Below are 22,132 nucleotides of genomic sequence, written 5' to 3'. Positions count from 1 at the left end.
ATTATTTGAGCTGTTTGAGCTGTTTGAATTACCCGAGTTGCTGTTGCTTGAATTACTGGACTGGCTTCCGCCTTTCGCTCCGATTTCCTGATAAAATTTCTTATCATGATTATCTGAAGTGGCTTCTCCACCTTTTTCACCAATCTCCTGGTAGAATTCCTTGTCATGGTTTTTCGCTGTCTGTTCCCCGCCTTTACGACCGGCTTCTTCGTAGCTCATTTTACCGTTGTTATTGCTGTTGTTGTTACTGTTTGACATAAACAAAATCCTCCTTATGTTTGGTTAAATGGTGTTGTACGATTGTACATTGGTTATATACCTCGTGACACGAAAGATAAACAGATTTGGGGGTTTTTAACATTTCTGTAATTTAATTTATACTTTTGGTGGATAGGGCCTTTTAATAGAAGTGCTTTCTCGCTAGGTGTATGATGAAGATACAAGAATTGTACGAAGGAGTCTTGCAATATGGAATACATCAAGCGGGGAACATCTGCTTTCAAGAATGCAAACCTGGCTTTGTTTGCAGGAGGCTTCAGTACGTTCGCGATTCTGTGGGGGACGCAACCCCTGCTTCCGGAAATCGCCCGTGAGTTCAATGTCTCTCCGGCCACATCGAGTCTCACCCAATCGTCCACCACCATCGCCCTGGCGATCAGCCTGCTGATTGCAGGATCGTTATCGGATGTGTACGGCCGGAAATCCGTGATGACCTTCTCGTTACTGGCTTCTTCCATCCTTGCCATCTGTACGGGATTTACCTCAGGCTTCCATATGCTTGTCGCTGGCCGGATCCTGCAGGGAATCACCCTTGCAGGTCTACCCGCCGTCGCCATGGCTTATCTGGGTGAAGAAATCGAAGGGAAGAGCCTGGGAATGGCCATGGGATTGTATATCAGCGGAAACTCCATCGGAGGCATGTCTGGCCGGATCATCAGCGGCGTCCTGACCGATTATTTCAGCTGGCATATTGCACTGATGGGAATCGGGGTCATCAGTCTGCTTTCAAGCATCATCTTCATGACCTTGCTTCCAAAGTCTGCCCATTTTGAGCCCCAGAGCTTTAAGCTCACGTCCCTGGCAGGTTCCTTGTTAAGCCAATTCAAGGTCCCGGGACTCACATACCTTTTCACCATCGGATTTCTCTTGATGGGCGGCTTCGTTTCCCTTTACAATTACATCGGATTCGAGCTGATCGCACCACCCTACTCACTCAGCCAGACCGTTGTCGGCTTCATCTTCATCGTCTACATTGTCGGCACCTTCAGCTCCACGTGGATGGGAATGCTCGCCGATCAATATGGAAAAAGAAAAATCCTGCCCTTGTCGCTTATCATCATGTTATCAGGCGTCGTGACAACTCTTCATCCAAATTTATTGGTGAAAATCATCGGAATCGCCGTCTTTACATACGGATTCTTCGCCGGTCACTCCATCGCCAGCAGCTGGGTCGGACGCCTCGCCGTCCACGATAAAGCCCAGGCTTCTGCCCTCTATCTGTCCGCCTATTATGCCGGCTCAAGCGTGGGCGGTACCGTGAGCGGAAGCTTCTATCACCAGTGGAACTGGCCGGGTGTGGTGTGGATGATCGTCACCCTTTCGGTTATATCGATTGGGATATCGATGCGATTGGGAAAAAGGGAAAATGTGCGATCCACATAAAAAAGAGGACGCTTCGTGAAGTCCTCTTCCACCCGTCCTTAAACTAGCCAATAAGAGATAAACGGTTTTGATTAGGTTCGAGCTCGGAAAAAGATCATCCATCCCTACTCAATGTACACCGTTTCCCTATACGTCATCCCTAAAGATTGATACTCTATTTGCACCTGCCTGACTTTCTCATCATGAAACACGTTCACGGCATAGATCCTGTCTTCCTTTGTGGCTGTTCCGTCGTCCAAGCGATCCATTTGTTCTGCATTTGTGGGACCCGCCTTAATCCTTACGTCCCCAATATTTTCAAAGCTGATTTCTTCAGGCAGCTCTTCACGGGGTCCATCGGTAATGGCATACCCTCTCAGCAGGTTGCTCACCTCCATCTTCACTTCATCTGGCGCTTCATCACCATTGACCGTGACCCCGGTCACTTTCGCATCTTTCCATCCATGATTGGTCACTTCCACGAGTACGGACGTCCCTGCCGCATTTTGAGCAACGACCCCAACTTCCATGGGAGGATGCACCCTAAGCCACATATAGCCTCCTCCAACAGCAGCCACCATCACAGATAATACAATTAACCACCAGCGATTCTTCATTCCTCTATCTCCTTAGGCTGCTCTTCATTTTCTGCCTTGTGCTTTCGGAATTCCAACGCTATCAACACGATTCCCGTCCCCCCTGAAATCACCGCCAACACCAATGGAAATGCCCCTACCTCAAGCAACGCGGTTCCGAATACACCATACTGAAAGTTCCATCCGAGTCCGTCAACTCTCATCAGCAAATCGGAATAAACGGCAGCAGCTATAAGTGTCGACCCATAAAGAATCGCACTGACCATCAAACAGGTTAACCCAATCCACAATCGTTTCATTACACACACCCTATCTTCCAAAGAACGCAGGTAGTCCAACCCCGAGATCGAATAAAGCACTTGTCACAAGAAGGATGAGCACCGGAATCACACACAGGATGAGAATCATTGTCCAGTTAGTATTGGAATATTCCTCTCTCTTATTCTTTCGGTATATTTCTTGAATCCGTTTCTGTTTTTCATTTGTAGGTTCGGCCATATCCTCCATCCCCCGTATATACATTTGTTTCCATATCCCTAAATCTATTCGCCACTAAAGTATCGTAATCCTCTTCAAGAAAAATAAAAAAAACGACCCCAATCGGATCGTTCATCTACCTTCTCTTTCCAGAAAGCAAATACAACAACGGTCCAAACGAACCAATGGCAAGTGTCAGAACCGCCCAGGGCCAAAACAGTCGGTCACTGCTTTTTGCATCATGCCACATCCATACCATCACAAGGAACAAAGCAATGAATAAATCAAAAAACACCTGCATGGTAGCCGTATTGCGAAATGCTTCCGTAAAGATTCCGATCAGCCCATGATGAAAAACCGAGACCCCTGTCAAAATGGAAAACAGGATCAATACCACCACTAGTAGCGGCGCAGGAAGATTCATACCCTTTTCTTTTGCCAACATAAACACCCTCTCTCCAAAATGTAGCACTCATTACATTTAAAGTGTAGCACTCATTACATTTTAAATCAATCCTTTCTTTTAGATGGAAAAGTAGCTTATACTACACACAAAGAGGTGAGACACTTCCCATGGAAAAAGGAGAAAAGAAGAAACGAGAAATTATAGCGAAAACCGCTGACTATATCCTGGCGAATGGCCTCCAGTCTGCCAGCTTACGAAACCTTGCGAAGGCAGCCAACACAAGTGACAGGATGCTCCTTCACTATTTCACTAATAAAGAAGAGCTATTTACCGTGGTCCTGTCATCCATTTCCCAACAGCTGATCAGCCTGCTTCAACATGCTGATATAAAAAAGCAGCCTTTTCATACCCTGGTCCCGTTTTTATATCATATGATGCAGGATCCAGAGGTCCGCCCCTACATAAAGCTATGGCTTGAACTGATCACCATGGCGTCAGATGAGCACGACTCCCTGCAGGTCGTAGCAAGAGACATTTGTGATCATTTCTATTCGTTTTATCAGGAGATCCTTCTGGTTGAAGAAGGGGAGGATGTGGAACAGATGGCCGCCCTTGCCCTTGTGACTGTCGAGGGCATTGCCCTTCTTGATGCCCTTGGTGATGATTCACGCATCGGCCTTGCCTTAAAAGCCATTGAAAAAAGAAGCAACCAGTAGAGACTGATTGCTTCTTTTCCTTTACTCATATACCACATTACGCCTTCCATTCGTACTGAATATCCGGCAGGTTTTCCTCATTTTCGTGATCTCTTCCGATCACCACGAATTCGTTCTTTTCATAAAACCTCTGGGCATTCTCATTCACTTCAAAGGTATACAGGGTCAAGCACCCGCTTGACTTCGCCTTTGCTTTATCCAGAAACACTTGACCGATCCCGAGTCCTTGATAATCAACGTGAATGTAAAGCTGACTGATTTCCGTTTCATTATAGGCGGCCATTCCGGCTACTTTTCCATTTATGAGTGCCAGATCAACTTGGTATTGACGAGTCAGGATGCTGGTTAAAAAATAGAGGTGATTTTCCACACTATGTTTTTCCTTTTGCCCAATGGCCCGCTCCTTACTTTCCCGCCACATGTCCACGGTTTCCTTGGCATACTTCGGGTCAAAGGGAATGATCTCTGATCTCATCCATGTTCCTCCTCAAGAATCTTTCGTGTACTGAAAGGCAAGCGTTGACAGAATGAACGACAAGGCAAGCAGTAGTGGCGCAACAATCAAAATGCCAAATAAATCGGTCCTGTAATTCCACGGCACGAATGCCTCCCATAAAATAGCCGTCCCTTTCCATAACACGACAAAGATGAACAACGTGAAGACCAGATAAATGAGCCTTTCCACCAATCGTTTCATCATGGTCCACCCCAACATTATTTTTTCTCTTTTTCAAAATCGTAAGAATCAAAAAGGAAATCAAGATAAAAAAACGATCCCCACACCATTCAGAATGTCGTAGATGTCATTTACAAGATAGGTCATGCAATTCGATTCCCTCAAGTTTCTTTTTACTAATTATTTCAAATTATAGAATTTTTCACAAGATGTAAAAGAGAGCTTACCCCCACATTGGGTAAGCTCTCTCCATTATTCTTCCGGAATGATGTGCATCTTCTCCAGCACCTCTACCGTCAGATTCTTCGCTTCTGTCCCGCTTCCATCCAAGTTGACGGCGAATACCCACTCTCCCTTATCGGTTTCCACATACCCCGTGTACCAGCCGAGTCCGAAATCCGACAGCCGGGTCCCGGTTTTGCCGTGGATGATATAGTCGTCCTGCTCGTCATTGATCATGATCCGCTTCACGGTTCTCATCTGCTGTTTGTCATAAGGCAGGCTTTCTTCCACCAGACCTTCGAAAAAATCGGTCTGCTCCCGGGCCGATATTTTCAGACTGCTGTCGAGCCAAAAAGAATCGATGCCACCAGATATATCTTCGTTCCCATAATCCATCTTTTCAAGGTTTTCCTGCATCCTCTTTTCCCCGATATCACGGGCCATGGCCTGATAATACCAGATGACGGAGTATCTCATGCCGGAAGCGAGGGTATGATCCCGATTCCAGTCCGGGAACTCCCTCACTGTTCCGTCCCAGCGTTTCACTTCATATTCATCCCTGACGGCACCCGTCGACAATCCAATCAGGGCGTGGGGCACTTTATACGTTGATTCAGGGGTATATCTCCTCTCGCTTCTCTCCTTGTTGTAAACGAATTCCTTGTCTGTCTTCAGGTTGCGGATGACGATGGTCGCGTCTTTTCCATTCAACATGTCAACGATTTCCGATTGAACATTTGTCTTGGCGTCGGCATACGTTCCTCCCATGACGATCAGGACCATACTCATGACTAGTGTAGCGATTCGCTTCATTACATTCCACTCCTTATGGTTTACTAGAAAGACAGGCCTATCATTCTTGATTTTTAGTATACTGACAGAAACAGCAGGGTCCAACGCTGTTTTTCATAGACTGTACCCCTACAGATGGGAGGAAACAGAAGTGCCCCATGCCAAATTCGAAGAAATCATCCATTACATTGAAATGCTTGCCGAGTCCGGCCGCCTCAAGCCCGGGACCCGCCTGCCCTCGATCAGATCCCTTGCAGGCGAGTTCTCATGCAGCTTGAATACTGTCATCAAAGCCTACAAAGAACTAGAGTTCAGCCATAAAATTTATGCCGTGAGTAAAAGCGGCTATTACCTGGTTGAAGATTATCCTTATAAAAAACAGACCGGTTCAACAGTACCCGTCTATGACTTCCTATCCGCCGGTCCCGACAAACATGCCATGCCCTATCTCGATTACAAGCACTGCATGAACCAGGCCATCGACCGGTACAAAGAAGACATGTTCACTTATTCCGACCTTCTCGGACTACCCTCACTGCGTGAAGAACTCGCCCGGCATCTCCGGGATCTACAGGTGTTTACCGATCCTTCACGCATTGCCGTCACAACGGGATCCCAGCAGGCCCTCCATCTCTTGATCCGCCTCCCGTTCCCCAACGGCAAGCGGACCATCCTGACCGAGCAGCCCGCACATCCTAGTTTCATAGAGTCTGTGAAGGACCAGCCCTGTATGGGGATTGACATCGGGAGGGACGGACCTGACCTGGAACAGCTCGAGACCATTTTTCAAAACGAAGAGATTAAATTCTTTTATCTTGTCTCGAGATTTCATAATCCCACCGGACATAGTTACACGAACGAAGAAAGAAGGAAGATCGTTGAGCTCGCCGAACGCTATGATGTGTATATCGTGGAGGACGATTATATGGGTGATCTTGATCCCGATTTGAAGCAGGATCCCATGTTTGCCTATCAACCGAATGGAAAGGTCATCTATACAAAAAGCTTCTCTAAAACCCTATTGCCGGGTCTGCGTCTCGGCCTCGTCGTCCTTCCCACTGAGTTGATCGAAGGATTCACACGTGCCAAGTTTGCCGCTGACGTCCATACACCGGTCATCACCCAGGGGGCTCTGGAAATCTATTTGAAAAACGGAATGTTCGGGGCCCATATTGAGAAGGTCCGGAACCTGTACCGGAAAAAGGGAGAGGTGCTTTGCGGGGCGTATCGTGCTTTCATGCCGGAGGGTACGTCCTATACATGCCCTGCATCTGGCTTTTACTCTACGGTCAGGGTGCCTTCTTCATTGAAAGCGAGTGATTTCATCCAGCGGTTAAAGGATAAAAACGTGCTGATGCAAAGCACGGAATCCATGTACCTGGAGGAATTCATGAGATATGATGAGCTCCGGCTCAGTGTGTCCCATGTAAGGGATCAAATGATTAGAGAAGGCGTTGCACTCATGGCAGAAACCATTCAGGAAATGATGATTGAGCGAAAAAAAGGGGTGATGTGGAGATAGTCCGTTAATCCCGCAAATTTACGATCAAAAAAGCCGGAAGACTCCCCTCTTCCGGCTTCACTCTCCATTATTTTATGATCGTGGATCCCTGTAGCAGTTCCGGTTTCGCGCCAAGGATCAATAAGAATAATTTCGAGTCGCTGATTTGTCTGTGCTTTTTCATGATGTCTTTCAGCTGAACGATATTCGGGTGTGCCTTCAGTTTCTGTACCTCGTCCTGATAGAGTGAAAGGATCGAATCCCGGACAAACTGTGGTTCATAATCCGGCAACTCTTTGTCACGGAGTAGGGACCCCATGTAGCCGTACTTCAGCTGCAGCTGTCGCGTCAGGCTGGTGACGTGGACGAGCTGCTCATTCAGTTCAGGGTAATCCTGTTTCAAGGCTTCTACATCTTTTTTTGCTTCGTGGAGTTCGTTCATTCCTGCTACCATCATGCTCATGATGCCTCCCCTCCCATATTCCAAGGTTTTTCGAGTCCGATGATGTCATTCAGGATCTTACTCTGCTTGCGGCGGACCCTTCTTCTTTCCGCACGCTCTTTTCCTGATTCGAATAAGAATCTCTCTTCTTCTGTTTCCGGTACGATTTCCGGTACCTTGACGGGATTTTTATTTTCATCAAGTGCGACAAAGGTTAGGAAAGCCGTCGCTGCCATTCGTCTTTCTCCTGTAATCATATCTTCGGCAATCACTTTGCAGAAGATTTCCATCGATTTATTCCCCACATAGGAGACGAAAGATTCAACGCAAACGGAATCACTTTGATGGATCGGATACAGGAAGTCGATGGAATCCGTTGACGCCGTGACACATTCCTTCACCCGGGCGTGACGTCTGGCGGATAGCGTCGCATTATTATCAAGCTTCTTCATCAAAACCCCACCGAACAGGGTATTGTAGTTGTTTAAATCATTGATCATAACCTGGTCCGTGCTGACGACCAGACTCTCTTTCGGATGCTTCTTGTTTGGCATGAAGAACAAGTCCCTTCTGTTTGTGTACTGGTATTTCAAACGTTTGATACACAAAGTGTACGCCCCGAAACAGGATAAGTGAAATGAATGTTCCTCATCATCACCATAGATACTGTCTATGCAACGGCTTACAATTGAATGGTATCAATACCCATTTTTCCTAAATCGGGGCAAAAAAAAGAGCATTCCTCAGTCGGAAATGCTCCCCATTAATCGTTCCTGGGTAAAGGTGAGCCACTCTTTCGTGGCATACGATAAGTATTGATTTTTCCTCCAAATGATAGCGAGGTCCCACTCGATGACGGGCTTCACGACCCGAATCGCAACCAGGTCCTCCTTCAACTGTTCATACACGCTATAAGGCAGGATCGAAATCCCAAGTTTAGCTTCAATCATCTTCCCGATAAAATCCCACTGAGAGCTTTCTGATACCACTTTCGGAAGAAACCCGGCTTCTTTACACGCCTCACGGATCCGGTCATTCAACGCGAAGTCCTTGTTAAAAAGAATGAGCTGTTCATCCTCGAGCTCCATTAACTTCACTTGCTTTCTGCCCGCCAACCGGTGCGTCTTCGGAACCACGATCCTCAATTCTTCCCTCATAAAGGAAAAATGATGAAAATCCTCTTCTGCTGCGGGAAGCACTCCGACACCGACATCCAGCTGATCGGCAAGGATATCCTCTTCAATCCGCTTCGTCCCGTTCTCGATCAGCTGGAACGTGATGCCTGGATAGAGCGCATGGAACTCACCCAGGACCTTGATGAATTGACCCGCATCCATGATCGGCGGCAAACCGATGCGGATATGTCCCCGCTGCAAACCGATCAGATCATCAAGTTCATGCTGAACATTCTCGAACGCCTTATCGATCGTCTGAGCCTGCGTCAAAATCGCCCGTCCCGCATCCGTCAGGACAAGCTGCTTCCGGGAACGGTCAAACAGCTCCACTCCGAGCTCATCCTCCAGGTTCCGGATCATCTTACTGATCGTAGGCTGGGTCACAAACAAATGATCCGCCGCACGGGTGAAACTTTTGAATTTCGTTACTTCTATAAAATATTTTAAGTGTCTGATATCCACTTGAGCACCTTCTTTTACAATGTACATTCCCTTATAATAATAACAAACTCATTTTAAAAGTTAAGGACGGGGAATGGATTGAGAACCAAACCAAAGTATCAAACGTGGATTCGAATGAATAAACTTCTTATTTTCCTGGGGATCTCCCTTCTTTTTCTGATGATCGCATTCTTCCCCATCCACATTTTTCTGCGCGCCCTATCAGGAATGCTGGCGGTACCGTTTCTTTATATCGTCTTTATCCTCTCTTACTCTATCTATCAATTCTCAGGATTCGGCGGAAATTACCAGTCGAAGATTCATGATGTGATTGTCTCAAAAGTGGATCATGATAGTGGAAAAATTCTTGATATCGGTACAGGGAGCGGCTCTCTGATCATCAAGCTCGCAAAAGTGTTTCCAGGCTCCTCGTTGACCGGCATCGACTACTGGGGAGAGAACTGGGAATATTCCAAAGCTCAATGCGAAGAAAACGCTAAAATCGAAAGGGTTGCAGATCGAATTCAGTTTTTGAAAGCAAGTGCCTCGAAACTTCCGTTCAGGGATGCGGAATTCGATGTCGTTGTCAGCTGCCTCACGTTTCATGAAGTGAAGGATTGCCATAATAAAACGGACGTTATGAGAGAAGCTTTGAGAGTGTTAAAGCCCAGTGGTACCTTTGTCTTCATGGACCTTTTCCTGGATGAGTCTGCGTTTGGTGAGCGGGCAGTGTTGGTAGCTGACCTTACTGATACAGTTGAACTGAAACAGGAGAAACTAACCGATGTTTTGGACCTACCCAAACTTCTGCTGAACAAAAAAGTACTGGGGAATGCAATGGTGTTCCATGGAAAGAAGACGAAATAAATAAGCTTCGAGGCATTTTTTAAACTGTTCTGGCTTGAGATGATATTGGGTGTAAAAAGGAGAACTCGCGTTAGTACATTTGCGAGTTTCTCTCATACTTGTGATACGTTTCATCGTAATCTAACAAATAGAAAAATGAGCCAAAGTAAATTAAGCGGAGTTTTTCCGTCTATTTATCGGCCCTGCTTGATCTCACGTACTCTTAGATGTCGGTAGTCTCGCAAACCTGCACATCGTCTATGTATAACCGCCATCTCCCCTCACCTCTCCTATTTAAACCCCAAACCCTTCTCCCCAAGCGCCTTCCGAAGCTTCGGTATCGACGACGGTCCCATCCCATGAAAAGCAAGAACCTCCTTCTCACTGAATCCAGCCAGTTCTTCAAGCGTCGTAATCCCGTTATTCTCCAACGCTCTTCTCGCAGGGCTTGAGAGCACAGATAGAAATCCTGTGTCAGGTTTCCGTTCTTTTTCACATACTGGACAGGTCGGACAATCACTCTTTTTCACATAGGTATGTCCGTTGTCACATACCTTCATGTTTTCCTTGGAAGTCATGCTGCAACTCCTTTCTTCTCTCGCATTAGTGTCAACGCATTTATTAGAATCGTGACGATGATCAGCATGGCAGAAGCGAACGCCATGGCTCCCGATGTATCCATGATTGCCGGCCAGTCCCCGATTTTGACCAGATGATGGTGATAGAAAATCTGGAAGGAAAGGGACAGGGCACACGCTCCCATGCTCATGACGGCAAGGGTCAGTTGATTTTTTCTATATGTCACGAACGGAAGTGTCCACGCCAGAAGCCCAAGCACCAGGCTGCCGACATTCAGCCAAACGATCATACCATTTCCCCCTTTTTTACCTTGTTCCTTGTTCTCCATATCCAAGAAGTTAATGAGAGAACCACCCCAATACACGTTGCAATCAGATGATACACAAGAAGATCTCCCGTCTTCATATAAACAATCGCAAGCGTCCCACCAAAAATAATCATGATGGAAACCGAGAATCGTATCAGATAGGCATTCATATTCATACCATTCCTCCTCCCCTTCATTATTCCAAAATATGTTATCCTATTCAATCCTTTCCTCATGGTAAAATAGAAAATATAACCAAAGGAGTCTGGTAATGTGAAATACATCATGATCGGGACGGCTTGTCTGATGGTCATCGGGATCATCGCAGGCACGTACTTTTTTGAAAAAGAGCCTAATGTAAGTCAACCGGAGACGCCGGAAATACGTGATCCCGGTCCCCCTCCACTTCAATCGGTGGATGAAACGGCACCTGTAGGGTATTCGCTCCAACAGGATCAGCTGCAGATCACCTACAACCATGGAGAGAAGTGGATTCAAGTACCTGTAGAAAAGGAGAATTCATTCCAAGGGGAGTATGCCGGGAGTGAGGATGAGCTGATACCGGATAGCTATATCCTGACAGAAGATCTTGCTGCCTTCTTATATGCACGTGATTATTCCGTCGATAAAAGCGTCCAATTGCTTTTTTCAAAGGACAAAGGAAAGACATGGGAAGATGCCAAGGTCACACCCGCTTCTCCGCCCCTCCGTTTCAGGAAGGTCGGCTTCCTCAATGAATCCTTCGGCTATGTGATTCTTTCTGCCGACCGGACGATGTCACAGGAAATGATCACGGTCTACTTATCGAAAGACGGCGGGAAGACGTGGAAAGAGATGCCGCGTCCTGACATCACCCGGCTCATCTATGACGGGGGCTTTGTCGACGAAGACACCGGTTTCCTTTCATTCGGCATCCTTAACCCGGAAGAACCGGACCTGCATGTCACACAGGACGTGGGGAAATCGTGGAGCAAGGCAACGATTGAGATCCCGGATCAGTATAAAAGGATCTTTGTCATAGCGGAAATACCTTTCAAAGAAGAAAATCACCTGGCCGTCTACGTCAATCAAGGTCCGAACGGTGACTATGAAGGCGGAAAAGTAAAAGGGAAATTCATCTCAGATGATCAGGGACGGACCTGGGCATTCCAGGAGGAGGTCCAGCCAGATGAAGACTAAGAAAATAACCGGACGTATACTTTTTATCTTATCTATCGCACTATTCATTTTTCAGATGGGATACCTCTTCCTCCACGCATCATATGAATTGGAATATGTCGATAACCGTTTATTCTATGCCTTCAATATACTGATTGTGGCGGGCATGGTCGTTTCTATCTTCCTCCTCTTTACCATTCCAAAAACGTGGAAGATCGTCTCATACGTGACAGCAGGTATTCTTATCCTCCTTCAAGGGGGACTCATCCTGAACCAAAGTCAGCAAACAAAACAGATTGTAAGCTTTTCACCAGATATGAAAAATCAGTTCGTTTTAAAAGAAGACAGAAATACGGGGGAAGCCGTCTATTACAGAACCTATTACCGGATCTTTGCTCGGCCTAAAGAAGTCCTTCCCTACAAAACACAAGGGGAATTCAAGCTGAAGTGGCTTGAAAATGACATTGCGGCGTTGACCTATAAGGCCTCTGATAACAGCATTCACCAGTACATCGGCACATACGGTGCAAGAGACTCAGGTATTTCGTATACTTATGTCGGACCGACGATTCAGGGTAAGTGGAAAGGAAACGGGGCAAGAATCGACAGCATGCCAGAAGGAATCTCCGTCAACTACAACGGGAAATCCGGACAGTATAGCTGGGACGATGTTGTCCAATTTGGCACCATCGCCATCGTCCTAATGAAAGATGGGGAGGCGGAATGGACGATCGGATTGAATGAGAATTTCCAAAGTCATTCGAATGATCCGAAACCTCCTTCAGGGGAGATTACGTTATACCCTGCGAGTATGGGAAAAGTTGAACCCGTTAGCCTTACAATTGTGGAATAGAAAAAATCCGGGATGATAACTAGTCCCGGATTTTTTTGATACTTGAATGTTGGTTCTTTGAGATTATTTTTCGGGAATCCCGATCATATTCCCTCATCTTCTTGTTCCATTCTTAAAAATCATTCAACCGATTTACCTTCTTAATAGCGCATTTCTCATGGCTTTCTCACAACCGCCGCCCAATCAATCAACAAATCCGCAATAACCTTCACAAGCATCCCTACCACAAATAGAGCCAGATAGGATTTTAAATAATTCCAGTCATATAGAACATAGAAATGAAAATGAACGAAAAGCGGTACTCCTACAAAGGCAATAATGGCCATAATAATGGCATTTGCAATCAAATAAGGTTTCCATCCACTATATTTCTGGTACAGCAGTGTATGAATCACAGGAATGGTCAGGAAATCGACTGCATTCATGACCCTGAACGCCGTGATGAATTGGTGAGGATAGCTCCACCAATGATAGTAATAGCCAAGTTCATTGATGAATCCCACCAGGCTGAAACTTATAAGGAAAGCTACAATGATGTCTAAGGGACGCTTACGATCAATCAGCTTGATCAATAGAATAAGAAAGAGAATGTTTAAGATGACAATGACCCACCAGTGAAGACTGAACAGGTCCTCACTCAGCCAATACTTGGTTTCCAATTTACTCGCTTCGTGATTGAGCCGTTGAATTTCTTCAAACATAAAAAAACACCTCCTTAAAGGAAGTATTTCCATGTTTAAGTCATTCATTCGAAAGAAAAATGACCCTCCGTCATCAAGAGGGTCCCATTCCCAAAGCTTATTCTACTCCCACTTTTTCAGAAGGAGTCGATTCCTTATCCTCTATATTCACCGTTGTGATGTAATACACGTCCCCTTTTTCAGATTCTTGGTCAAAGAAGCTCTTCCGTTCGTGGGCAGAAATGCTTGCGATATGCTTAAATCCTTTCGCATCCGCCGCCTTTTTATACACTCTATATCCCATAACGGTAACACTCTGTACCGAATGCCATGAAATCGACCCTGTATCCACCTGAACGGCTGTTGGAGGTTCAGGTGCCTTCACTACGTTGACGTTCGTTTCAGAGATGAGTTCCGTATACACGACCAGCCGATCAGGGTAAAGATGCTTGTCATGATTGAACGTTCCTGTGCACGTAATGACATTCAGATTGCGTTTATCCGATGGTCCAAAGATCTTCTCGATCGGCGCTTCATCACTCGGATAGCTTTCCTTTGACTTCACTTCAAAGGTTCGTTTCATTCCTTTTTCATCGGTGACGATGACCTTTTCCCCTATTTCGATGTTCTTCAGATAGAAGAAGATGGCCGGACCTTTCTTGCTGTCCACATGTCCCGCAAGGACGGCATTCCCCTTCGCTCCGACTTTCACACCACGATTGTACCAGCCGACGACGTCCGTTTCTTCAGGCACTTCCATTTCTCCATTCTCAAGCAGTCCGACGGGAATGACATTCGTATCGATGTCCATGCTGGGGATCTGGACGCGGGAAGGCGTAATTCCTTCTTCTTGAACCTTTACCTGCTCTTCAAGCTCTGATTTCTTCTTCTTTAAAGAGTCAAGAAGAACAAATTCTTCTTCCTTATGGGCGGTACCCACCCCACTTTTGGATTTTTCTTTTTTCACTGTCGGTTTCTCGACGGATTGAGCGGTGCTCGTTTCTTTCTCTGGTCCGTTTTTGGCGATAGCCTGAAAACTGACTGCCCCAATCATCAGGATTGCGACTACTATGATAAGCATTCGTTTCTTCATCGTGTTCCCTCCTATTAAGAGAAGAGAGAAGAGCAGAATCCCGCTCTTCTCATGGCTCTATGATTACTGTTGATCCGCAAACTTCTTCTTGATGATGATTCCACCTGCCATCATCGCTACCGCTACAAATGTGATCCAGGCAGCCATCGGCATTCCTTCATCGGCTGCCCCACCCATTCCGGTGTTTGGCATTTGTTCCGGCATGTCACTTGAAGCAAACTTCTCAGGATTCTGCTTCACAATCGCGTCTCCAAGAGCTTTCCCTACACCGAACATGAACGCATACCCTTCACGGAATGTATCGGTGCTTGCTTTATAGTCTTCTGCTACATAGGAGTCGAACGCTTTCACGACTTGATCTTCATGTGTTTTAAGAGAAGAGATGGCCGCGTCTTTCGGAAGGTTTCCTTCTGTTGCCGTTGCAAGGAATGTACCGAATTCTTCTGTGAACATACCCAGGCTGTCTTTCGCTGCCTTCACGCCTTCATTGTCACCTGCTAATGTTGCACTCACAAGGTCTGCCTGTGCATTGATGTGCTCACTTGTCCATAATTTCTTGAATTGTGCCGCACCTTCTTCACCATAAATGGATCCGATTGCTTTCGTCCATGCTTCTGTGTTCATGTCTTCTGCCCAAGTGGCCGTATCATAATCCGGCGCTTCGTTGACACCTTTTTGCATGCTCATTGCTGCCAGTGCAAAGTGTTCTGCAGCAAGATTATTGAGTGTTGAGCGTAATTCCGCTGCCGGCGCATCTACTTTCGTGTTGTTGAATTTATCCGGCATCTGAGTCACGATTGCTCCAGATAATGCTTTTGAAATATCGAACATTCTGTCGTACCCTTCTTTGAAGTTCGTTTGATATCCTTTGTAGTCTTCTTCTACATAGCTGTCAAATGCTTCGATGACATCCATTTCATGTGCTGCTAATACTTCTTTCGCTGCTGCTTCCGGAAGATTCCCTTCTGTTGCTGTTGCCAGGAAGGCCGAGAATTCATTGACGAAATCTTTCACTTCGGCTTCTGCCGCTTTTCTCATTTCTGCATCGTCTGATTTGGCTGCTTCCACGAAATCCGGTGAGTAGTCATTATGACCGGCGAAGATTTCTTCAAATTTCTGAGCGCCTTCTTTTCCGTAAATCGATTCGATGGCCGGGGTCATGTCCAGTGCATTTTGATCCAGTGCCGCATAAGCCTCTTTCTCATCCGGTGCATCTTTGTAATCCTTCATCATGGCGTTGACCGCTAATACATAGTGTTCAGATAGTAATTGATCCAGTGTGGAACGAAGGTCGGAAGCCGGCGTCACCGCAGTCGGTGTTTCTGCCGCAAAACTTGCCGTTGGAGCTAGTAGAGATAATCCTAACATCGGTGCTGCGATTTTCTTAAGTAATTTTGTTTTTTTCATTATTTGTAATCTCCTTTTTCGTTTTGTTTTTTGTATTCTGGTAAGATAACGCAGGAGATTTTGATATGGATCACTTTTGTTCAGTTTTTTTTAAAAAAAGTTAATCGGTTTCACTCTGTCTCGGATTTGTTCTATGCCGAAATGCAGAAAGACAGTACACTTTATTCGAAACGATATGATGATATAGTTCATTGATGGAGAATTAAAAAAGACTGCCCCATCGGCAGTCTTACATTATGTATGGTGTTTTCTATCTTTTTTCTTCACTCTAAAACTGGTGGAGTCTATGAGAAGAAGCACTGCCCCCACCCCATAAAGAAAAAAAGAAACTTTCCTTCCCTCCATCCAGCTCTGAGAAGTATGGATGAAAAAGAGAAGGACATTAAAAAGCCAAACACGCGTGGTACCGGAGTTATTTTCTTCCCTTTCATCCTCTTTCCATCCTCCAGATCCTCACCACTTGGTGCACCGTGAATGAACATAGCAAAGTGGCGATGATCAAGAATGATAAAGGATTGTTTAAAAACTCATGATTTCGACTTACTATAAATACGGCAATCACCCAATACACAACGATTGCCATGACTCTATTCACCTTCTCAGATTTAAACACAAATTCTCAACCCCTTTAATGACTCCCCTTTTTCTTAAGGGAAAGCACCAATGCCACTCCAAATAGAATCGCAGAAACCAGTAAAGTCATGACTGAACCGACGGGTGTCAAAAAACTAATAATCGTCCGTATCCCCTACCGTGAACCCAGATACCATTCCCCAAACTTCTTCATCCCCGAATCCTCTCTTACCCGGTTATATTCCATAAAATCACCTTCATCAAACTCAGCCATCGTTTTATGAAAATGGCGCGGGATGAAGATATACCAAAGGTCAGACCAGCTGTTCACATTCTCGCTTCCCCGTATTTTTTCTGCGATGACGCCGGGAGATTTGCTCTCAAAGAATTTCATTTCCTCTCCATCATAGTAAGCCAGGCATGATCTAAATTCACATGTTCTATTCTTCTCATCACGCATCAGCTTTAAAATCCCCTCGATGCCGATTGTGTCCAGCATATGATTCACATATGCCCTCGGGAAACCATTCAATGCCGAGATGAAAAAACCTGAATCCAGCGCAATGCATGGCTTGTTCACGATAGAGTATGCCTGCAACACTTTTTGTTTTGCGATTTCCTTGATATCATCACTTCTCGGTTCACTTAATTCCGCCTCGATCGGTAACACCTCTATGTTCGTTAACTCCTTTTGGGCAGAAGCGATTTTCCCTTTGTTGGTGGTGACGAAGATGATTTCTTTCATGGTTTTCTCTTTCGTTTCTATCATTGTGCTTCCTCCCGATCCTGAATGCTTTCATCCAGATGTGAATCACTGACTTTTTTCAATTGAAGCTGATGATACCCTAAGACAATAGCCAACACGCCCATCACAAATAAGATGCTTCCTCCCACCAAATAGGTATTGATATACCCTTTTACAATGACGTTGTAATATTCTGGACCGCCAATTCTATTATGGAACATCTGTGACTCGGCAGTGGCAGTTCCAAAATAAACATTAAAGAAAAACATGATAAACCCCGCTATTGTTGACAAAATACCCAGGATGATGACAAGAGACAAGTTATCCTTTGACATGGGCGTTTCCCCTTTCGTAAACCGCTAATGGTCAATCTGCACCTGCACCTCCACCACCGCCGCCGTCAAATCCTCCGCCTCCTCCGGAAAATCCGCCATCAGAGGAACCGGAAGACATGCTCGGAGGGGGACCGCTCCACTTCCATGAATTCGTCAAAAACTCATGAGGGTCCTGTCCCGTTAGAATAAGGGCTGTAAGGGGGGCTGCTGAAAACAATGCACTTTCTTCCATGCCTTCACTCGATATCCTCTTCAGTTTCCTCTTTCGTTCAAACAGGAGTGTCCGGATCATCCACACATCCATTTCCTCGCTCGTCCCCTTAGGGTACCCTTCTCTTTTCACCTGTTTCCGGAATCGGCGGATGCCCGCTTTTACATCAAGTGCCGCTCCCGACAACGTATGGCGAGGAACGAAGAATAAGAGAAATAAGGTTATTAAAAGGCACAAAAACAGGAGGAAGAAGGAGGTTTCGTCCTTGAGTTGAGCAATCGCAAAAAATGAAATTACACCAAAAACAAGTGCCGGCCACTTCTTTTCATTCTTCCACCATAGGAATACAAGGGCCCCACAACCAATGATTCCATAAAACCACATGGCAAACATCGATTTCATGTCAAAGTGATAGGCACATAAAGTTCCAAGCACAATGGAAAGTGGTGCAAGCTTCGTAACGAAGTGGAACCAGCGATCATGGAGGAGTCCCGCTTCCTTGGCTTCTTTCAACACTTCGGCAAACCATTCTCTTTCCTGCTCTTTTAGCGTCTTGACCTTTGTATGATACTTTTTCACATGGCGGCTGAGATCTTTCTCACTCTTTGTGGCACCAGCAAGATCGGTCATGGCAAAGGATGCGGAACCATTCTTTCCTCTTCTTTTAAAAATCCATGATACCAGCTTTTCTTCCATCGCTGATAATTGACCTTCAGAGGTCAAGGTAAAGAACAAGGTTTCATCCGGTGATCGGGCATCGCTGAGAAAACGGGTCGTCGTTTTCTGTCTACGGACCGTTGCCTTCCCTCTTTCCACCAGGGCGTACAGCCCTGCCATCAAGGCTCCGTGGGTGAACTTCCCCCGCCTGTGGACCATATATAAAAGAAGGGGATCCGACTCCAGTACATCCCTCGTTCTCCCATTTCCTCTTATTCGGCCAATCATGAATCCAAGCATCATGATGAATAAAACGGCACCTAGTGTGAGTGCGAGCCCACCCAGCACTTTATTGAATGTTTTCATTTGAGCTTCCCTGTGAGCTGCAAGGGCCACACGGTCTTCTTCTTCCTGAATGGCCGCTTCCAATGATTTTGGAGCCGCGATCTTTTCCTGCTCACTCATGACTGAAGAAGGGAAAAGCACACGAGTTTCCGTTAAGGAATACATATTGGAAACAGGGGTGGTAAAGCGCACCACCTCTGGCCCCTCTTCTTCCACCTTCCCCTTTGGGTCGTGAAAGAAAGCATGATACTCCGCAGGATCTAGTTTTTCAGGAAAAACGAAATCAATCGTCACATTATGTAGATCAATATCATGATTAGTATCTGTTCCGAAAAAGGGAACCGTCACATCGCTGTATGAATCATACGATTTCACGGCATCCTTTAGTTCATATGCAAATAAAATGGTCTTTGTGGTGTCCTCCACGGGGAATGGTGAACGATACGTACCATCCTCCCGTTTCACATCAAGTTGACGGATATCCCCATTATCGATGAAGCCAAGCTCCGCCTCATCATTGATCAGTTCAGAGGCTTTAAACCACTGCACCCCCTCATGATGATCCTCATGAATGGTCCTTCTGATACTCTTGTACTTACCATCAAACGTGTACGTGAACAATTCATTGACCAGCAAATTCCCATTAGGCTGGATCCACGCACGGATCTGAACTTCATCGATACTATAGGACTTTGCATAAGCCGTCTGTCCAAAGGAGAAAAGCAGGATAAGTAGGATGGCTAATTTCTTGAACATATGCTTTACTCCTCCTTATTATAAGATCAGGACTTATGATAAAAAGAACGATCTCACTTCATTCCAATTCTCCACGCGTACGTATCCCGACTCATACCGGTTATGAGGAGCTGAAAACAATATCCCCTCTCCCATAAAGTCTTTAAAATGCCTTGGGCTGTCGTCTATTAAGTAGTCAGCATGAATGATGCTTTTGTTGCCGCAGAAGACAAATTGTAAGTCTGATAGAAACGGGAAATGTTCTTTTAACCATTCGTATTTTGCCGTAAAAGAAGCAGGATGTTCCATTGCAGCAGTCGTGATGTAAATTTCATAGGATTCACTCAGCTCTTTGATCACTTCCTGACTCCCTTCCATCACTTCCAAATCCCTGAAGAAATCGGGATCATCTATATACGAAAGGATGTCATCAGCATCATGGGGACGGATTTTCCAAAGTCTTGTCCCCAGTAAGTCCTCTGGAGTCAAAATCTCGTTATATTTCTCATTAAATATTTTCAGGTGCTTTTTATGTAAATCAGCGATTACCTCATCCATATCAATGGCTATCCTTTTCATGCGCCCCCTCCCCTCATGAGAAGATACTCTTCACACAGAAGTCCATACACCGCACAGTCCTTATACTGATCTTTCGCATTGCGGATCATATGCCGGATGACGCCTTCACGCTTCATCCCGGCTTTTTCCATGATCCTGCCTGAAGCCGGGTTATCCGTATTATGGGCTGCAGATAATTTGTGTACGTTCATGTGGATGAAGGCAAACTCCACAACGGCTTTCAACGCCTCGGTCCCATACCCCTTATTCCACCAATCATATCCAACGGAATAACTGACTTCACAATTTCCTGTAGATGAATCAAAATCATATAAATCAATCTCTCCGATCAGGCCACCGCCATCCTTGAGTTCGATTCCCCAGTGACAAAACTCTTTTGAAACGTACCCATCCACAGTCTTCTTCATCCGCTTATGTGTTTCAGCAATGGTCTTGTGCGCAGGACTGACACGATGATCGGAAATCCGTTCATCAGATAGCCAGTGATCAAAGGCTTTTTGCGTATCGTACATGCACAACTTTCTAAGATTCAGTCGATCTGTTCTTAAAACAGGGGTACCCTTATAGGAAATCATGCCGTCACTCCGCTCTAAAAATAAGTCACCATCATTACCACAAAACTAACAACCGTAAACAGAAGGACACCATAAAATACGGAGCCTACATTAGATTTCAATTCATTATCCTTCTGAATCTTCCACCCTGCCTGACTTGCTCCGAGGGTAGCGTTTTTAGATAACGCACCGCCACTGCTATTAAAAAAGAAAAGGCCCACTGTTAATCCAAGGCCGATGAAAAAGCTCCATTCCCCGAAAGAAAATGAGAACAGGAGACTCCCGATCCAAATGGCAATGGCAAGGATCACTGCCGTCACTAAAGATGTTCTTGTGAAGAATTTTTTCATTTTGATTCCCCCTCTTATTATTTATACTTACGTTCGGGGATTGTAAAAAGTTTCAAATTCCAATCAAAACGAGGTCACTGACGAGTGGATTATGTAACTTCCCAGTACTCTTCACGATTCAAATTCTCCATACACCACCGATAATGACCATCCTCACACGTCGGAGAATAAAGATTCGCTGTCATCAAACTATAGATTAGTACATAGAAATATAAATCTTTCCTTACCCCTTCTCCCAAGGTGGAAACAATGATGTCCAAGTACCTCTCCGGTAGACTTGCATTCAGCTGATTATACATATCCAGGCACACCCATCCGATCGCCACATCAAACAGATAATCTCCATACATGGTCAGCATTCCGAAATCAATCAGCCCTGTAACGTCATGTTTCTCATTGATTAAGATATTCCCAGGGTAGAAGTCTCCATGGATGATGGAATAGTCCCCTTCATATCCAGGTGCCAGTCTTTCCATTATTAGAGTTAACTTTGCCCCGTAATCCCGGACATCCTTCTCAAAATAAGGTTTCAACTCAGTCTGCTTAAGCTTGACCGTTTCACTTAATAGATCATACCAATTATCCATCCTGCCTAATGACATACGGTGGTCATGAAATAGTTGGAATCCTTCCATCGTTGAGCTTCCTTTAAGGGAGTGCAGTTCCAGATTTGCCTGAAGATATGTTTTCATCATGTTTGTCTGCTCGTCACGGGTCATCCCTGCAAGCTTGCTTTGCAAATCGCTCCCCTGCATCCTCTTTTCAATCGTCACTAACGTCCCATTCTCCACTAAGATATCGTGAATATAGGGAAGCCCATAGCTCAGATGACCTGTCTTTAGTCCGGCATAGAATTCCCTTAATCTCTCTTGTCTCGGTGCATCAGACAAATCATTATATACTTTAAACACTCTCTCATCATCTAAGGCATATACTTCCGCTTCCATACCAGAACCCAGAAAATCAGCATCCGAAACGTGGAACCTGTCCAGGAGATTCGATTTCTTGGCGTCTTTATTCATTTTTGTCACCTCTCTTGT

30 protein-coding genes and 1 pseudogene are annotated in these 22,132 nt (G+C 45.4%); 6 read left to right on the top strand and 25 right to left on the bottom strand.

Translation table 11 applies throughout. From position 1 onward, the window contains the following. Positions 1-59: 59 nt before the first annotated feature. Positions 60-258, bottom strand: a pseudogene (locus M1J35_RS06420) (KGG domain-containing protein); the annotation flags it as partial. Positions 259-468: 210 nt separating this feature from the next. Between M1J35_RS06420 and M1J35_RS06415 the strand changes: the two are divergent. After that, positions 469-1,662, top strand: a complete 1,194-nt coding sequence (locus tag M1J35_RS06415) for an MFS transporter (protein ID WP_254653081.1) — start codon at positions 469-471, stop codon at positions 1,660-1,662. A 104-nt stretch (positions 1,663-1,766) separates the two neighbouring features. Here M1J35_RS06415 and M1J35_RS06410 read toward each other — a convergent pair whose 3' ends face one another. The 4 genes from M1J35_RS06410 to M1J35_RS06395 all read right to left on the bottom strand — a co-directional run bounded on the left by M1J35_RS06410 (position 1,767) and on the right by M1J35_RS06395 (position 3,159). Then, positions 1,767-2,258, bottom strand: a complete 492-nt coding sequence (locus M1J35_RS06410) for a hypothetical protein (RefSeq protein ID WP_254653080.1) — start codon at positions 2,256-2,258, stop codon at positions 1,767-1,769. Beyond that, the gene (locus M1J35_RS06405; RefSeq protein ID WP_224521275.1) at positions 2,255-2,536 is read right to left on the bottom strand and encodes a phosphatase; all 282 of its coding nucleotides are present in this window, start codon (positions 2,534-2,536) and stop codon (positions 2,255-2,257) included. Before M1J35_RS06405 ends, M1J35_RS06410 begins: the two co-directional genes overlap by 4 nt. A gap of 10 nt (positions 2,537-2,546) precedes the next feature. Beyond that, a complete protein-coding gene (locus M1J35_RS06400) occupies positions 2,547-2,735 on the bottom strand; it encodes a hypothetical protein (RefSeq protein ID WP_254653079.1) in 189 nt (62 codons plus the stop codon). A gap of 115 nt (positions 2,736-2,850) precedes the next feature. After that, positions 2,851-3,159 (bottom strand): DUF2834 domain-containing protein, encoded by a 309-nt coding sequence (locus M1J35_RS06395; RefSeq protein WP_224521277.1) that lies wholly within the window; start codon positions 3,157-3,159, stop codon positions 2,851-2,853. A gap of 128 nt (positions 3,160-3,287) precedes the next feature. Between M1J35_RS06395 and M1J35_RS06390 the strand changes: the two genes are divergently transcribed. Continuing rightward, positions 3,288-3,836: a TetR/AcrR family transcriptional regulator gene (locus tag M1J35_RS06390; protein ID WP_224521278.1), complete on the top strand. Its 549-nt coding sequence runs from the start codon at positions 3,288-3,290 to the stop codon at positions 3,834-3,836. A gap of 37 nt (positions 3,837-3,873) precedes the next feature. Here the strand turns inward: M1J35_RS06390 and M1J35_RS06385 are convergent, their stop codons facing one another. From M1J35_RS06385 to blaOXA, 3 genes are all read right to left on the bottom strand, one after another. Next, positions 3,874-4,311, bottom strand: coding sequence for a GNAT family N-acetyltransferase (locus tag M1J35_RS06385; protein WP_254653078.1), 438 nt, complete (start codon positions 4,309-4,311; stop codon positions 3,874-3,876). Between the two features lie 12 nt (positions 4,312-4,323). Continuing rightward, the gene (locus M1J35_RS06380) at positions 4,324-4,536 is read right to left on the bottom strand and encodes a hypothetical protein (protein ID WP_224521280.1); all 213 of its coding nucleotides are present in this window, start codon (positions 4,534-4,536) and stop codon (positions 4,324-4,326) included. A 228-nt stretch (positions 4,537-4,764) separates the two neighbouring features. Further along, positions 4,765-5,547, bottom strand: a complete 783-nt coding sequence (blaOXA, locus tag M1J35_RS06375; RefSeq protein ID WP_254653077.1) for a class D beta-lactamase — start codon at positions 5,545-5,547, stop codon at positions 4,765-4,767. A gap of 172 nt (positions 5,548-5,719) precedes the next feature. Between blaOXA and M1J35_RS06370 the strand changes: the two genes are divergently transcribed. Next, positions 5,720-7,048 carry an aminotransferase-like domain-containing protein gene (locus M1J35_RS06370; protein ID WP_371928746.1) on the top strand — a complete coding sequence of 443 codons (1,329 nt, stop codon included), beginning with the start codon at positions 5,720-5,722 and terminating at the stop codon, positions 7,046-7,048. Positions 7,049-7,115: 67 nt separating this feature from the next. Here the strand turns inward: M1J35_RS06370 and M1J35_RS06365 are convergent, their stop codons facing one another. From M1J35_RS06365 to M1J35_RS06355, 3 genes are all read right to left on the bottom strand, one after another. After that, positions 7,116-7,490 carry a hypothetical protein gene (locus M1J35_RS06365; protein WP_034761534.1) on the bottom strand — a complete coding sequence of 125 codons (375 nt, stop codon included), beginning with the start codon at positions 7,488-7,490 and terminating at the stop codon, positions 7,116-7,118. Next, positions 7,487-8,023 carry an acyl-CoA thioesterase gene (locus M1J35_RS06360; protein WP_034761531.1) on the bottom strand — a complete coding sequence of 179 codons (537 nt, stop codon included), beginning with the start codon at positions 8,021-8,023 and terminating at the stop codon, positions 7,487-7,489. Before M1J35_RS06360 ends, M1J35_RS06365 begins: the two co-directional genes overlap by 4 nt. A gap of 189 nt (positions 8,024-8,212) precedes the next feature. Beyond that, positions 8,213-9,106, bottom strand: a complete 894-nt coding sequence (locus tag M1J35_RS06355; RefSeq protein WP_254653075.1) for a cidABC operon transcriptional activator CidR — start codon at positions 9,104-9,106, stop codon at positions 8,213-8,215. A gap of 114 nt (positions 9,107-9,220) precedes the next feature. Between M1J35_RS06355 and M1J35_RS06350 the strand changes: the two genes are divergently transcribed. Next, complete coding sequence (locus M1J35_RS06350; RefSeq protein ID WP_254653693.1) at positions 9,221-9,952, top strand: class I SAM-dependent methyltransferase; 732 nt, start codon at positions 9,221-9,223, stop codon at positions 9,950-9,952. Between the two features lie 269 nt (positions 9,953-10,221). On the opposite strand, the gene M1J35_RS06345 is transcribed toward M1J35_RS06350, so the two are convergent. From M1J35_RS06345 to M1J35_RS06335, 3 genes are read right to left on the bottom strand one after another with little or no spacing between them, the layout of a single operon-like run. Continuing rightward, positions 10,222-10,509 (bottom strand): RNA polymerase alpha subunit C-terminal domain-containing protein, encoded by a 288-nt coding sequence (locus M1J35_RS06345; protein WP_254653074.1) that lies wholly within the window; start codon positions 10,507-10,509, stop codon positions 10,222-10,224. After that, a complete protein-coding gene (locus tag M1J35_RS06340) occupies positions 10,506-10,799 on the bottom strand; it encodes a hypothetical protein (RefSeq protein WP_254653073.1) in 294 nt (97 codons plus the stop codon). Before M1J35_RS06340 ends, M1J35_RS06345 begins: the two co-directional genes overlap by 4 nt. Further along, entirely contained in the window at positions 10,796-10,993 is a 198-nt protein-coding gene (locus tag M1J35_RS06335; RefSeq protein ID WP_254653072.1) for a hypothetical protein, read from the bottom strand. The genes M1J35_RS06340 and M1J35_RS06335 overlap by 4 nt, the downstream gene beginning before the upstream one ends. 97 nt (positions 10,994-11,090) lie before the next feature. Here M1J35_RS06335 and M1J35_RS06330 point away from each other — a divergent pair, with 97 nt between their 5' ends. Both M1J35_RS06330 and M1J35_RS06325 read left to right on the top strand, forming a co-directional pair. Further along, on the top strand, positions 11,091-11,996 hold the full coding sequence (locus tag M1J35_RS06330) for a WD40/YVTN/BNR-like repeat-containing protein (protein WP_254653071.1): 906 nt from the start codon (positions 11,091-11,093) through the stop codon (positions 11,994-11,996). Beyond that, complete coding sequence (locus M1J35_RS06325) at positions 11,986-12,828, top strand: hypothetical protein (RefSeq protein WP_254653070.1); 843 nt, start codon at positions 11,986-11,988, stop codon at positions 12,826-12,828. The genes M1J35_RS06330 and M1J35_RS06325 overlap by 11 nt, the downstream gene beginning before the upstream one ends. A 155-nt stretch (positions 12,829-12,983) precedes the next feature. Here M1J35_RS06325 and M1J35_RS06320 read toward each other — a convergent pair whose 3' ends face one another. The 11 genes from M1J35_RS06320 to M1J35_RS06270 form a co-directional block, all read right to left on the bottom strand. Continuing rightward, positions 12,984-13,529, bottom strand: coding sequence for a hypothetical protein (locus M1J35_RS06320; protein WP_254653069.1), 546 nt, complete (start codon positions 13,527-13,529; stop codon positions 12,984-12,986). Between the two features lie 97 nt (positions 13,530-13,626). Then, entirely contained in the window at positions 13,627-14,601 is a 975-nt protein-coding gene (locus M1J35_RS06315; RefSeq protein ID WP_254653068.1) for a class F sortase, read from the bottom strand. A gap of 63 nt (positions 14,602-14,664) precedes the next feature. Beyond that, positions 14,665-16,008, bottom strand: coding sequence for a copper amine oxidase (locus tag M1J35_RS06310; RefSeq protein ID WP_254653067.1), 1,344 nt, complete (start codon positions 16,006-16,008; stop codon positions 14,665-14,667). Between the two features lie 427 nt (positions 16,009-16,435). After that, complete coding sequence (locus tag M1J35_RS06305) at positions 16,436-16,591, bottom strand: hypothetical protein (RefSeq protein ID WP_254653066.1); 156 nt, start codon at positions 16,589-16,591, stop codon at positions 16,436-16,438. A 165-nt stretch (positions 16,592-16,756) separates the two neighbouring features. Beyond that, positions 16,757-17,350, bottom strand: coding sequence for a non-canonical purine NTP pyrophosphatase (locus M1J35_RS06300; protein WP_254653065.1), 594 nt, complete (start codon positions 17,348-17,350; stop codon positions 16,757-16,759). Further along, complete coding sequence (locus M1J35_RS06295) at positions 17,347-17,661, bottom strand: hypothetical protein (RefSeq protein ID WP_254653064.1); 315 nt, start codon at positions 17,659-17,661, stop codon at positions 17,347-17,349. The genes M1J35_RS06300 and M1J35_RS06295 overlap by 4 nt, the downstream gene beginning before the upstream one ends. Positions 17,662-17,692: 31 nt before the next feature. Next, positions 17,693-19,630, bottom strand: a complete 1,938-nt coding sequence (locus M1J35_RS06290; RefSeq protein ID WP_254653063.1) for a DUF2207 domain-containing protein — start codon at positions 19,628-19,630, stop codon at positions 17,693-17,695. A 33-nt stretch (positions 19,631-19,663) separates the two neighbouring features. Continuing rightward, complete coding sequence (locus tag M1J35_RS06285) at positions 19,664-20,188, bottom strand: 5' nucleotidase, NT5C type (protein WP_224521300.1); 525 nt, start codon at positions 20,186-20,188, stop codon at positions 19,664-19,666. Beyond that, a complete protein-coding gene (locus M1J35_RS06280; RefSeq protein WP_254653062.1) occupies positions 20,185-20,763 on the bottom strand; it encodes a GNAT family N-acetyltransferase in 579 nt (192 codons plus the stop codon). Before M1J35_RS06280 ends, M1J35_RS06285 begins: the two co-directional genes overlap by 4 nt. A 14-nt stretch (positions 20,764-20,777) precedes the next feature. Beyond that, positions 20,778-21,092, bottom strand: a complete 315-nt coding sequence (locus M1J35_RS06275) for a hypothetical protein (protein WP_254653061.1) — start codon at positions 21,090-21,092, stop codon at positions 20,778-20,780. An 89-nt stretch (positions 21,093-21,181) separates the two neighbouring features. Further along, positions 21,182-22,114 (bottom strand): aminoglycoside phosphotransferase family protein, encoded by a 933-nt coding sequence (locus M1J35_RS06270; protein ID WP_254653060.1) that lies wholly within the window; start codon positions 22,112-22,114, stop codon positions 21,182-21,184. Between the last annotated feature and the right edge of the window lie 18 nt (positions 22,115-22,132).

It is taken from the genome of Rossellomorea sp. KS-H15a (genome assembly GCF_024195245.1).
In the GTDB taxonomy this organism is placed as follows: Bacteria; Bacillota; Bacilli; order Bacillales; family Bacillaceae_B; genus Rossellomorea; species Rossellomorea vietnamensis.
Note: the sequence above shows the minus strand (reverse complement) of the source record. Positions and strands in the feature narration are given on the sequence as shown.